14 protein-coding genes are annotated in these 12,737 nt (G+C 37.2%); 3 read left to right on the top strand and 11 right to left on the bottom strand.

What is annotated here, in order from left to right; translation table 11 throughout:
• Window positions 1-32 precede the first annotated feature (32 nt).
• The gene (locus tag IOC57_RS24505; RefSeq protein ID WP_207441137.1) at window positions 33-1,121 is read right to left on the bottom strand and encodes a branched-chain amino acid aminotransferase; all 1,089 of its coding nucleotides are present in this window, start codon (window positions 1,119-1,121) and stop codon (window positions 33-35) included.
• A gap of 673 nt (window positions 1,122-1,794) precedes the next feature.
• On the opposite strand from IOC57_RS24505, the gene IOC57_RS24500 reads away from it, so the two are divergent.
• A complete protein-coding gene (locus tag IOC57_RS24500) occupies window positions 1,795-3,063 on the top strand; it encodes an L-lactate MFS transporter (protein WP_207441136.1) in 1,269 nt (422 codons plus the stop codon).
• A 134-nt stretch (window positions 3,064-3,197) separates the two neighbouring features.
• Here the strand turns inward: IOC57_RS24500 and IOC57_RS24495 are convergent, their stop codons facing one another.
• Window positions 3,198-3,371, bottom strand: coding sequence for a hypothetical protein (locus IOC57_RS24495; RefSeq protein ID WP_207441135.1), 174 nt, complete (start codon window positions 3,369-3,371; stop codon window positions 3,198-3,200).
• A gap of 201 nt (window positions 3,372-3,572) precedes the next feature.
• On the opposite strand from IOC57_RS24495, the gene IOC57_RS24490 reads away from it, so the two are divergent.
• A complete protein-coding gene (locus IOC57_RS24490; RefSeq protein ID WP_207441134.1) occupies window positions 3,573-4,640 on the top strand; it encodes an AI-2E family transporter in 1,068 nt (355 codons plus the stop codon).
• Between the two features lie 285 nt (window positions 4,641-4,925).
• On the opposite strand, the gene IOC57_RS24485 is transcribed toward IOC57_RS24490, so the two are convergent.
• A complete protein-coding gene (locus IOC57_RS24485; RefSeq protein ID WP_286185166.1) occupies window positions 4,926-5,378 on the bottom strand; it encodes a YueI family protein in 453 nt (150 codons plus the stop codon).
• Window positions 5,379-5,601: 223 nt separating this feature from the next.
• Between IOC57_RS24485 and IOC57_RS24480 the strand changes: the two genes are divergently transcribed.
• Window positions 5,602-6,345 carry a L,D-transpeptidase family protein gene (locus IOC57_RS24480; RefSeq protein WP_207441133.1) on the top strand — a complete coding sequence of 248 codons (744 nt, stop codon included), beginning with the start codon at window positions 5,602-5,604 and terminating at the stop codon, window positions 6,343-6,345.
• 409 nt (window positions 6,346-6,754) lie between these two features.
• Here IOC57_RS24480 and IOC57_RS26205 read toward each other — a convergent pair whose 3' ends face one another.
• The 8 genes from IOC57_RS26205 to IOC57_RS24445 form a co-directional block, all read right to left on the bottom strand.
• A complete protein-coding gene (locus IOC57_RS26205; protein WP_260288268.1) occupies window positions 6,755-6,883 on the bottom strand; it encodes a hypothetical protein in 129 nt (42 codons plus the stop codon).
• A 109-nt stretch (window positions 6,884-6,992) separates the two neighbouring features.
• On the bottom strand, window positions 6,993-7,436 hold the full coding sequence (locus tag IOC57_RS24475; protein ID WP_396020884.1) for a nucleoside 2-deoxyribosyltransferase: 444 nt from the start codon (window positions 7,434-7,436) through the stop codon (window positions 6,993-6,995).
• A gap of 322 nt (window positions 7,437-7,758) precedes the next feature.
• Window positions 7,759-8,079 carry a type II toxin-antitoxin system HicB family antitoxin gene (locus tag IOC57_RS24470; RefSeq protein ID WP_207441131.1) on the bottom strand — a complete coding sequence of 107 codons (321 nt, stop codon included), beginning with the start codon at window positions 8,077-8,079 and terminating at the stop codon, window positions 7,759-7,761.
• Between the two features lie 101 nt (window positions 8,080-8,180).
• The gene (locus IOC57_RS24465) at window positions 8,181-8,462 is read right to left on the bottom strand and encodes a DUF4190 domain-containing protein (protein ID WP_207441130.1); all 282 of its coding nucleotides are present in this window, start codon (window positions 8,460-8,462) and stop codon (window positions 8,181-8,183) included.
• A gap of 848 nt (window positions 8,463-9,310) precedes the next feature.
• Window positions 9,311-9,961 (bottom strand): amino acid ABC transporter permease, encoded by a 651-nt coding sequence (locus tag IOC57_RS24460; RefSeq protein ID WP_207441129.1) that lies wholly within the window; start codon window positions 9,959-9,961, stop codon window positions 9,311-9,313.
• A gap of 14 nt (window positions 9,962-9,975) precedes the next feature.
• Window positions 9,976-10,614 (bottom strand): amino acid ABC transporter permease, encoded by a 639-nt coding sequence (locus tag IOC57_RS24455; protein ID WP_207441128.1) that lies wholly within the window; start codon window positions 10,612-10,614, stop codon window positions 9,976-9,978.
• Window positions 10,615-10,720: 106 nt separating this feature from the next.
• Window positions 10,721-11,548, bottom strand: a complete 828-nt coding sequence (locus tag IOC57_RS24450; RefSeq protein ID WP_207441127.1) for a transporter substrate-binding domain-containing protein — start codon at window positions 11,546-11,548, stop codon at window positions 10,721-10,723.
• 21 nt (window positions 11,549-11,569) lie between these two features.
• Window positions 11,570-12,298 carry an amino acid ABC transporter ATP-binding protein gene (locus IOC57_RS24445; RefSeq protein WP_207441126.1) on the bottom strand — a complete coding sequence of 243 codons (729 nt, stop codon included), beginning with the start codon at window positions 12,296-12,298 and terminating at the stop codon, window positions 11,570-11,572.
• Between the last annotated feature and the right edge of the window lie 439 nt (window positions 12,299-12,737).

Here is a 12,737-nt window from a genome sequence, read left to right as displayed (position 1 = left end):
AAACCTTCAAAGAAGGTTTTTTTGTTTAAATATCATTGAGTCACTTTTTCTTCTACTTTCGTAGTCCAGTTCAACTCGTCTGCGACTTTACCTGTTTGGACACCTGTCAGTGTATCATAAAGCTTTTTAGAAAGTTCGCCAGTTTCCCCACTTTGAACAATCATTTCTTCACCATTCCATAAAAATTCGCCAATTGGTGATATGACCGCGGCTGTACCCGTTCCAAAGGCTTCTTCCAGGTGACCTGATTTATAGGCTTCATGGACTTCCTCCATCGAAATGCGTCTTTCCGACACAGGAAGACCCCAATGTTTCAACAATTCAATTATGGAATCACGCGTGATGCCCGGTAGGATACTTCCATTTAACGCAGGAGTGATAATTTCACCATTAATTTTGAAGAAAACATTCATGCTTCCAACTTCTTCGATATACTTTTTCTCCACACCATCTAACCAAAGAACTTGGGCATACCCCATCTTTTCGGATACTTCCTGCGCTTTTAGGCTCGATGCATAATTACCACCCGTTTTGGCCTCGCCTGTACCTCCATTAACTGCACGTGTAAAAGCTGACTCCACTGCAATTTTAACTGGATGAATGCCTTCTTTATAATACGAGCCCACTGGTGACATGATGATGATGAACTGATATTTATCCGATGGAGAAACTCCAAGATAAGGCTCAGTGGCTATAATGAATGGCCTGATATATAAGGATGTGCCCTCTGCCTGGGGAATCCAATCCTTATCAACGCTAATTAAAGTCTTTAAGGCCTTCAACGCAAAATCAACGTCGATATCCGGTATGCATAATCGGCTATTTGAACTATTTAAGCGTTGGAAATTCTTTTCCGGACGGAATAAGATAATTTCATCCTCTGGTGTAGCATATGCCTTCAATCCTTCAAAAACGGATTGACCATAGTGAAAAATCATAGCTGACGGCTCTAATGCGAGCGGTTGATAAGGAACAATTCTTGGATCATGCCACCCTTGCCCTTGTGTGTAATCCATAATAAACATATGATCGGTAAACTGCTTACCGAACTCAAGCTGGTCCGCCTGTGGTTTTTCTTTCTTTGTTGTACTAAGCGTGATTTGCATGTCATGTTCCTTCATTACCAAAACCCCTTGTTGATTAAATTTACAAGATTTCACTTCCATAAAATCTATCTTTAATTAGTTTACTCCTATCAGGAATCATAGTTCAACCCTTCAAGACGAAATTTTCGGAATTTTTTTAAAATAAATGGATTTTTTTTGATTTCCAGACTATGATTCCTGAAAAAAGAATCAATTATTCCTGAAACCTCTCAAAAAATAACTATCCCTATTGTTCGCAAGTTGTCTTGAAATCATGAATATTAGATTAATTTTAACAAAATAATTACAATAAAGCCAATGAGATTAATTCTAGTTATTCCATCATGGTACCATAAGTAAATTCAATCGTTTCCCTTTTTGTAATTAGGGTTATCAAAAAAAAGATGCACAGTAAGTTGTTGATTGATTACAGGTACTCTAAAAACACTACAAACTTATATGTATATTAAAAACCTAAGAAAGTATAACATTTTTTATTCTGATTCATAAAGTTGGTTTTTTTTAACCTTCCCATTTTTCATTTAATGGAAAATAGAGGGAAATTATTCATGAAATTCAATTTAGTAGTTTACTACTAAATCATAATCTTATATACTTATCCCACAAGATAGATAAAACGCATGCAAAACGATATATTATAGATAAAACGCATGCAACTTTCTTATTTTTGACGAAAAGGGGTAACAACATGACAAAAAACAGATGGTTAATCGCTTTATCCGCTATCGCCATTCACCTTTCCATTGGTGGTGCATACGCATATAGCGTTTACAAAAAGCCATTAGTTGAGACTATGGGGTGGTCAGAAACTGAAGTAACGTTAGCATTCACAATAATGATGGCGCTTGCAGGAACTTCTGCTGCCTTCTTTGGTAAATTTGTAGAAAAAAATGGTCCAAGGAAGTCGGCTTTGGTCGCGGCTGTTTTATTCGGTTTAGGACAAGCTGGTTCCGGTTTGGCAGTGATGGTCGATTCACTTCCTCTTTACCTATTGACATATGGGGTATTAAGTGGACTTGGAATGGGGATTGGGTATATTTCACCAGTTTCCACTTTAGTCAAATGGTTCCCCGATCGCAGGGGATTGGCAACAGGAATGGCAGTATTAGGCTTCGGTGCCGGAGCTCTCATTACAGCCCCAGTAGCTGCAAGCCTTATGGAATCCGTTGGCATTTATACTACCTATTACATTTTAGGCGCAGGCTATTTCATACTGATGTTCTTAGGTGCATCCTATATTGCACCACCAAAGGCCAACTGGCTACCTGAAGGAATGAAAAAAGATATTGAGTCCGGTAAGAAAGAAATGAAGAAAGACCTAAGGCAATTGACTGCAAAGGAAGCAGTTAAAACTAAACACTTCTGGATGTTATGGTCCATGAAATTGATAAATACTAGTGCAGGGATCATGATGATTTCGGTAGCTTCACCTATGGCTCAAGACGTTGTTGGTCTGTCTGTAGCAGGTGCAGCAACATTAGTCGGTATCATGGGGATCTTCAATGGTGGAGGAAGACTTGGATGGGCAGCAGCATCTGATTATATTGGCCGTCCAAATGTTTTCGTCATTTTCTTCATCATTCAAATCGCAGCCTTCCTTTTACTTCCAACCACCACAAATACACTGTTGTTCCAAGGACTTATCTTACTGGTCGTTAGTTGTTATGGAGGAGGATTTTCAAATCTTCCTGCATTTGCCGGGGATTTATTTGGAACTAAGGAAATTGGCGCCATTCACGGTTATCTTTTAACTACATGGTCTCTAGGCGGGGTTTGCGGCCCAATGTTGGTTACTGCAATCAGGGAAAGTACGAACAGTTACATCCCGGTTTTCTACGTTTTCGCAGCATTAATTGCGATAGCATTCGCCATATCCATCTTGTTGCGTCTTGACATAAAAAAAATACAAAGAGAACAGAACCAAGGAGTAACGAACACATTAAGTAAAATATCCTAATTTAAAACCTTTCATAAAGGCATTATCAAGTAAGCTTCCATAAATGGAAATTACATTGATGATGCCTTTTTCAGTTTGTTATGGCCGTAACAGGGTATCTTTTGAAACAGCCGCACATCTGAAATTTTTATGGATTAAGTCATCGCACCCCGATTATTTGCAGGGGCAGCTGTGAGCGTTTCTTCAACTTTATCGCAGGAGTTTTGGGAAATGCAGTTAGCCGTGCATTCTTGCAGGCAGACTTTATTATCGACATATGCATAAAGGTAAACGTCAAAGTGACCGATATATTTTTTGAAGACCTTCATTAAACAGGCATTATCCCCATTTCCTGGTACCAGTCAGCTAGCATTCCTTTTACGTCAAAATTGAAACAGCACAATCGACTAAAGTTGAAAGATAAACGTTCATTATAACATGTTTTGCACCAAACATTTTGAACAAGTTATTTAGTTTAACATTAGGCTAAATCAGGGAATCAAGTAAGAGATGGAATTGGGGGGATTGCCTTGTGGATCAATAAACCGTTTTTCAAATATGCATGCGCGATTATTTTGATCATTTTAATTATTTTTTTACTAGGTAAGATTGATTATGTTCTGCAGCCGCTACAAAAAATCATTGCTTCCATGTTTTTTCCTATAATAGTAGCTGGGCTTTTATACTATATATTACGGCCCGTCGTTAACTTTTTAACTGAATTTATCCCGAGGCCAGCTAGCATTTTCACCGTGTTTTTGGTTATATTTAGTATGATTGGGATGGTAAGTTACTTTGGAGGCCCTGTAACCGTGGACCAATTTCAAAAATTATCTGAAAACCTCCCCAGCAAAGTCAAGGAATTCTCTAAAGAATCTGAAGTCATGATTGAAAAAAATGATTTTGGAATGGTTAATATGGAAGATCTAAAAGAAAAAGCGGTCACGCATTTGAAAGGTTACTCGGAAAAACTCATTGTGAATGTCCATACCATTTTTTCCACGATCACTAGTGTATTAACAGTATTGGTCATTACACCATTCATTTTATTCTATTTCTTGAAGGATGGAGATAAATTAAGGCCATTTCTATTAAAATATATACCGAAAGATGTAGAATCAGAGGGGAACACGATTTTAAAAGACGTCGATAAAGCCCTTTCAACATATATTATCGGTCAATTCATCATATCAATCGTCATTGGGACTTTGATGTATATTGGCTACCTGATCATCGGTCTCGATTATGCACTCGTATTAGCCTTATTCGCCATGATCTTTACCGTTGTACCATTCCTTGGTCCATTAATAAGCATCATCCCTGCCCTTTTCATTGCCTTACAGCAAGACATTGGGTTGGCAGTAAAAGTACTTATTGTTCTTATCGTTGTTCAACAGGTCGAAGGGCACTTGGTTACACCGAATATTATGGGAAAACGGCTTAACATTCACCCACTCACCATTATCTTATTGCTGCTTGCTGCAGGATCGATATATGGTTTCATTGGCATTTTAATCGCTATCCCCACTTATTCCGTAGTAAAAACGACGATAGGGAATTTCAGGAAGTTTTATAGACTACGTAAAAGGATTACATAAGCATGAAGTCTTTACTTTTAACGTTTCAAACTGTAGACAAATTCAAAGAAAAGTGAGTTTGCTTATAGTCTTTTCTTTTGATTTCAGAAATCCGTTCCCTTTCCTCCGGCTATCTGCCAAGCCAGTTATTCGTCAGGAGTCTAGCCACTTTCTTCAATCTAATATGATTTTTCATTAAGCCATAAAATAACATGAAGGACAACCTAGTCTTGTTTTAAAATCATGGTTCGGGTTGAGAACATGCCTAGTCTCCTTTCGCAGCAAAATAAAACGTTGATAATTCTATCAACGTTTTTTAAATATTTTTTTAACCCACCGTTTGATAAACGCCTTGTAGCTCTTCTTTTTTATAACTTGAATGGCGTGATGTTGCTTCTCAATGTAAATTTCCTCTTTGTTTATGGCATTATTCTCTGCTAATACCAGACCCAAATGAGAGTTATGATCTTTGTTTAGGACAATTTTGTAAGGAATATTATGACTCATTGCCAATTTAATATATTTCCCTAGATATTGATAATCCATCTGTCCATTTAAAAACAAATTTGACCGTGGGTACTGCTTCATCATTTGCTCTATTTCCGGATATACACTCGTTTCAAAGACTTGGCTTTTTTTTAGGACGATGACGACTCGCTCCCGTAATGTGCCTAGAAATTCCCTTCGTTCATCAGGCTTGATTTCTTTTTGACCATAGATGCCTTGTTCTAGATAGTCCTCCACCTTTAGGCGTGACAATTCTCTCCCACCTCCGCTTTCACTTCAATAATGTATGTAATATGGCCAAAAATAGTGCCCATCATTCTCTAAGTATGCATATATGTAGAAAATGGTCTAGTCTTGAGATCCCCATAGTTAATTAGTCTACCCTTATCTTAAAAATTTGTCACTTTAGCCTTACTTCATGCATAGGATAGTATATGTGTAAATATAGGTTGCTTTAATGAGGGACGGTGAAAACATGAAAAAATTAATTGTATTTGTATGGATATTCTCCTTTAGTTTTTTAGGATTCAGTAATACTTCAGATGCGGCAGCAAGACAACTGATCATCATCAATAAATCCAATAATCAGCTTGCCTATTACGAAAATGATAAATTGGTGAAGGTATTCATCGTGGCGACGGGAAAGAAAGCCTCCTACACTCCTGAAGGAAAGTTCAAAGTAGTGACAAAAATTGTGAATCGTCCCTATTATAAAGGCAACATTAGAGGAGGAGACCCAAAAAACCCTCTAGGTAAAAGGTGGCTGGGAATCAATGCAAGGAATACACCAGGTAATACGTACGCAATACACGGCAATAATGATTCAACAACCATTGGGAAATATATAAGTGCAGGATGTATTCGTATGTATAACGATGATGTTCAATGGCTGTACGATAGGGTGAGAATGAACACTGTAGTCTTGATTGCCAGTTCGAATAAATCATTTGCCAACATAGCTGCCACGAATGGATATAAAGTGACCGGATCTGCTAGCCTCCCTGTAAATGCCAACGCAACCCTAAAAAAAGGAAGCAGTGGCCCACAAGTAATTGAACTGCAAAAAAGGTTAACTAAACTTGGGTACAGCACTAAAGGCGTAGATGGGTCATTTGGAAAAAATACAGAAGCAGCTGTAAAGAGATTCCAAAAATCCAAAAAGCTTATTTCTGACGGGGTCGTCGGACCAAAAACGAAAAAAGCACTTGGACTTAAATGATTTTTATTACCGATATCCTCTGATATACTCTAATCAGTGGATATCTTTTTATGTTTATACTGTACAATCTATACATTATTACCCATATCGTCTTTAATTTTCCACCACCACTTATCGACTTTATGTTATAATTTATACATAAACAGCTAATCATAATCGCACTGTCATTACATACAAGGAGGTAATACAAATGTACGATGAAATTCTCTTAACATCCATTAAAGCAATTTTTGTCATTGGCACAATCGCGATGTTTGTGATTTTAGGATTCGTAAAAGGACGACGTTATTGATTTCATCCCATTCTTTAAAACACCCTCACTTGCCTGATTACATGTATTATTTTCATACCGGTAATCAGGTTATTTTCACTCGAAAAAAAAGCATATCCTCTCTGGGCATGCTTTTCGTTACCAATTCCAATAATCCGTTTTATCTAAAAGTTGATCGATGTCAAATGTATCAAGATGGAATGGAACTGACTCTTCTGCAATCGCTTCAGTGGCTAATAATAATTGGTCGATATCAATGATGGCCAAAACAGTCCTCTCCCTTTTTAATGGTGTTTACCCTCATTTTGAATACATTAAACACTTCGTTAAAAAGAAATTTTATTAGAGGGTATCCATTAAATTTTACATTTGACATTTAATTAAGATGCAGTGTGTCTTTTTCAGAACCTTCCGATGAAAGCGTATGTATCAATTTAACCAGCTTATAAAAAGTTCCGCTGCAGATCGTTACCTCGGGCAGATTATGAAATATTGATTTTTTATTAATATGATAATTGTCTTTCTCAGGTGAATACACTATAATTTTCTTATTTAAAGATAATGCATATCCAAGCTCATATAGATTACCTTTGCCTGCAATTAGGAAGATCAGCATGAAATCAGCTTCCTCAATCCCCTTTTTTTCATATTCTCCAATGCCGTCCGCTATTTGGTTTTTCTCATCACTCGTAATTAAATTCATGTCATTCACACAAGTAAATCCTTTTGAAGCCAATTTCTTGATCAATGATTTTACTTGCTTCAAATTTTTTTCGTCTGATGCTATATAATATTTCACACAAACACCCCCAAAATATATAACTATTGATACTTTTTACCTATGTTACCTATACTATACATATTCGTTATAAAGAACGCAATATCCTTTCCACAAAATAAAAAATAATTAAAGGGAATTTTTAAGCGAAATAAAAACCATCATTCCTTTTTACAAGGAATGATGGTTTGTTAAAAAAATTAAACACCTAGGCATTTTATCCAGCAGTAACCGTCAACTTCTCCTTACTAAAAAAATTATATACTATGTACTAATATATGGTCTGACATTCCAGGTTACAGAATGTTCATTGAATTTCAAAAATACAAAATAAAAACCTTGTCCTCTAACCGGCAAGGTTTTTTTATTTTTCATATGTGATATTTTCTATTTCAATCCTGAAGGGTGCAGCCTCACATATATTAATTCCCCTATCCAGATTCAGCTTTTCCATTTCACTTGCATCGGGGATTACTTTTTTATCGTTAATAAAATGTTCGACCATGGATTCCAATAGTTCTTGAGCACAAGCTAAGGCATCTATCCGATTCTTACCGCTAACGGAAGAAATGATTCCTTCTCGCCTAAAATCCGGGAAACAAACTTGAACGGAAAAAGAGTCGATAATCAACGGGTGCTTTTCATAATAGAATACGGCTGGATACTCAAAGATTTGAATGGTCAAAATATCATCCCTTCATACAATATTTAGATTTTTATATTAATTATAACATGAATTTCCATTTTATATAGGTTTAATTTATTTCTTTGTCCAGTTAATACCATTTAATAGGTTGTTACGCCTGTATCAACTACAAAATAAAAAAATACAAGGAAAATCAGAATCACGAGAACATTCAAGATTATTCCAATAATGCTGCACACTTTTCCAGCTGTCACTAATCCATTTCCAGATTCACCAGTAAGCTTAATTTCTTGTTTACTCTTCGATGCAAATATTAAACCTAGAATACCTAATATGATGCCTATGAATGGAATAAAAAGGGATAATACCCCCATGATCAATGATACAATTGCTTTGCTATTGCTTGGTTTAATTTCCGACATATATTCCACCTTCTTTCTTCCTTTATATATACGGTTATTAAAAGCAAAAGATTCATTTTTTTATCCTCATTCATCACTAATATTCTAATCTGCCCTTCCAGTTAATTCATCTACACTTGGTCGGATCGATACATGTAAAAAACGACTTATAGGTGTAGTTTCAGGCTATGGACAAATTCGGAGAATGTCCGTTTGCCTAAAGTTTTTGATTAATTTTCAGCTGATTTCAGAAATCCGCTCCCTTTCCGCCGACTGTCTGCCATGCCTCCTCGACGCAAGCGCCTATGGGGTCTCGCCTAGCCAGGTATTCGGCAGGAGTCTCTCACATTTCTTCGATCTAGTGAGGTTTTATCCCATATAAATGAAATAAAAATCTTGGAGGGTAATACCAAATCTATTTTTATAATAATGGTCCGGGTAATCACTCAGAACCTAAAAATTTTGTAGATAAATAAAGAAGCTGGGACATAACTAAATAAACCATCCTCAAAGACGAATCATTCTAAGTTATTCTACCCATTAAATATCATGCTGTTTTCGTATATGTTGTTTTTATTCATCCATTCAAGCTGTAAGAACAAGTTCGTTCCATTGCGCTACAGACACTCGCTTTCCGCGTGGAGGAAGCGGGGAGCCTCCTCGGCAAAAGCCTGCGGCGTCTCAGCCTTTCCTCTATTTCCCTCAGTAGTCGATGGTCTTCCGCTCCATTACACTAGATTTTTATAAATAGGATTCAAAAAGCAACAAAATCTATGGAAAAGAACAAATAAAGACCCGATCTATTCGCCGGGAAATTCCGCTTATAGATCGGGTTTATCGTTGACTAAAATTCTTAATCCCAGCCTCTTTTAGGTCCGTTTCAATTCAAGTCTCTGGGCTGCCAAAGAAAGACTATAGTTCACAATGAAGTACATGAGAGCCACCAAGATCAAAATCGGTATTAAATACTTTTGACTTTGTCCATATATGATTTGACCATGATGAGTCAGCTCCGGCAAAGAGATGACGACAGCTAAAGAGGTATCCTTTAATAAAGAAATGAATTGGCTGACAATAGGAGGAACCATGCGGCGCAGCGCTTGGGGCAGAATAATATGTATCAATGCCTGTGTATAGCTCAAACCTGATGAACGGGCAGCTTCCATTTGCCCTTTATCAATGGATTTAAGCCCACTTCGAATAACTTCAGAAAGCATGGCTGACTCGAAAATTGTTAAGGCAACAATGGCTGCTGGGATGATTTCCAGTTTGATCCGTACCTCCGGCAAAGCAAAATACGTAAAAAATATGATTAATAACAGAGGTAAATTACGTACCGTTTCTACAATCAAAGCTAATATTTGTGATAACACCGGCACTTTTGCGTAACGGATTATACCTACAAGCCCGCCAATAATGAAACTTAGAATAATGGAGATAAAAGCTACCTGGAGCGTTACCCAAAATCCTTCTAATAAAAACTTAAGATTATCTGGTGTATAGGCACCTGCAAAATCCATATCGTATACCTCCCTCAATTACTCTTAGCCAGACGTTTTTCCAAATAACCAACGCCAAAACTTAAAGGAATGGTAAGTATTAAGTAAAACGCTGCAACGAAAATGTACACATCAAACACGATAAATGTCCTTGAAGAAATCAAATCCCCGTGGTACATAAGATCGAGTCCTGCAACGACGGCTAAAATGGATGAATTCTTAACTAGATTGATAAATTGGTTCCCTAAAGGAGGAATGACTATTTTAACAGCCTGTGGCAATATGACGAACCTCATTGCCTGCCCATATGTCAGACCTGAAGAACGGGCGGCTTCCATTTGACCCTTTGGCACGGAAAGTATACCGGCTCGAATGGCCTCAGCTATAAAAGATGAAGTGTAAATGGTCAAGGCTAAGGTCCCTGCGTATAGACCGCTTAGTTTAAGACCGAGAAAGAAGAAAAAGGTAATGATCAATAGCGGTATGTTCCGAATGAACTCGACATATGCGGTACCCAGCCAGTTTAGTGGCTTTATTGGCGCAATCCGCATGATAGCAATAAGCACACCCAGAATCAAACTCGCTACCAACGCAATCAAACTCGACATGATCGTATTTTTAAAGCCTAATAAATACATATCCAGATTCTCTGTTAAAATGGAGAAATCAAGCACGGCATACACTCCTTTAACTAGTAAGGATGAGCAAAACGCTCATCCTCACAGACAAATATTCAAATGTTATTTAAGGTCAACATCCCTTATACATTTGCCAAAATGTTTAATGTTTTATCCATTTATCATGGATTTCATCGTACTTGCCTGAATCTTTAAGTGACTTAAGGGCTTTATTCAACTCGTCAACAAAGTCAGCATTTCCTTTTTTCACAGCAATTCCATAAGGCTCTTCCGTAAATGTACCGCCAACAAGCTCATAACTTGGATCTTCATCTGCCATTCCATAAAGGATGGAATCATCCGTCGTCAATGCATCCCCTTGTCCGGATTTAAGTGCAGCGAACGCTTCGGAATAGTTTTCAAATTCAAGCACTTGTGCTTCAGGAGCTTTTTCACGGATATTTATGGAAGAAGTAGAGCCCTTGACGGCCAATACCTTTTTCCCTTTTAAGCTATCAATCCCCTTGATATCACTGCCCTTTTTGACTAACAAAGATTGTCCGGCATCAAAGTAAACATCAGTGAAGTCAACTTCTTTTTTACGATCTTCCGTTATTGTCATGGTTGCTACAATCGCATCGATATCACCATTATTCAATAATGCCATCCTTGTCTTAGATGTCACTTCTTTAAATTCAACTTTATTCTCATCACCAAGGATTTCTGCTGCAAGAGCTTTGGCGATATCAATATCAAAGCCTTCTACATCACCAGTACTAGGATTTTTCAATCCGAATAGCCTTGTATCATTTTTCACCCCAAAAACGATCTTATCCTTTTCCTTCACTTGTGCGAGAACATCTTTATCTTTGTCTTTACCTCCACCTTCTTCTGCTTTGTCTGAATCATTCCCCCCGCCGCATCCAGCTAATAAAATGACAGCTAGTAATGAAAGCAAAGATAATTTTAACCATTTCTTTTTCTTTAACATGTAATTCCCCCTGTTTTTTATTTAATGATTTAATATACGGCTAAGGAATAAACGAGCCCTCTCTTCACGAGGATTTGCGTAAAACTCAGCCGGTGATGCCTCTTCTAAAACCCTGCCTTCATCCATGAATACGATTCGATCCGCAACTTCACGGGCAAATCCCATTTCGTGCGTAACCACCACCATCGTCATTCCTTCATGGGCAAGTGCTTTCATTACATCCAGTACCTCGCCAATCATTTCTGGATCCAAGGCTGAGGTAGGTTCATCAAATAGCATGATTTCGGGCCCCATTGCCAAACCTCTGGCAATCGCTACCCGTTGTTGCTGTCCACCTGAAAGCTGAGAAGGAAATGAATTCGCCTTTTCTCCAATGCCCACTTTTTCCAGATACTTTAGTGCAATTTTTTTCGCTTCCTCCTCGGATTGCCCTAAAACCTTCCTGGGAGCAAGCATGATATTCTCCAGTACGGTTTTATGTGGATACAAGTGAAAATGCTGGAAAACCATACCGATATTCCGACGCAGTTTGTTTATATCTGTTTTTTTATCCGCTACATTTAAACCATTTATGGAAAGAGAACCTTCCGAAATGGTCTCTAGACGATTAATGCAACGAAGCAGTGTACTTTTCCCTGAACCGGACGGTCCGATGACAACCACCACTTCCCCCTTTTTAATTGTAAGAGTAATTTCCTTCAATACATGGAAATCGCCATAATACTTATTCACTCGGTCAAAAACTATCATAATTAGCCCCCCGCCCATAATCAATCTTCTAAACTGAAAATTTATAATAATCAGAATTACAAAAGCGAAATATAGCGATCTCTTAACTCGAATCAAACCTTATGTATAATCCTTTCTTCAAATATTATTTCCCGATTTTCGATAGTGTTAGTGAAAAGATTCTTTTTATTGTTATTTTACACTAGTAATTTAAATAATATATTCAATATTCACACTTTTCATTATATATAATATTTCTTAAAATTACCATATAAACTTTAATTTGTTAAAAATGATATCATATTTCATGATATTATTGCTATATTTCATAAAATTGATAAATTTAAACCGATAACCCCTGAATCATTCCCTCTTTTTGTAAAAAACCATTTATTTCCCGTAAGCACAACAGGCTTTTTTAATACGCACCATAAAAAAGGACAGCTATTGCTGTCTTTTC

It is taken from the genome of Bacillus sp. SD075, from assembly GCF_017355165.1.
Classification (GTDB): Bacteria; Bacillota; Bacilli; order Bacillales; family DSM-1321; genus Peribacillus.
The sequence above is the reverse complement of the archived record's forward strand: the minus strand, read 5'-3'. Positions and strand labels throughout refer to the sequence as shown.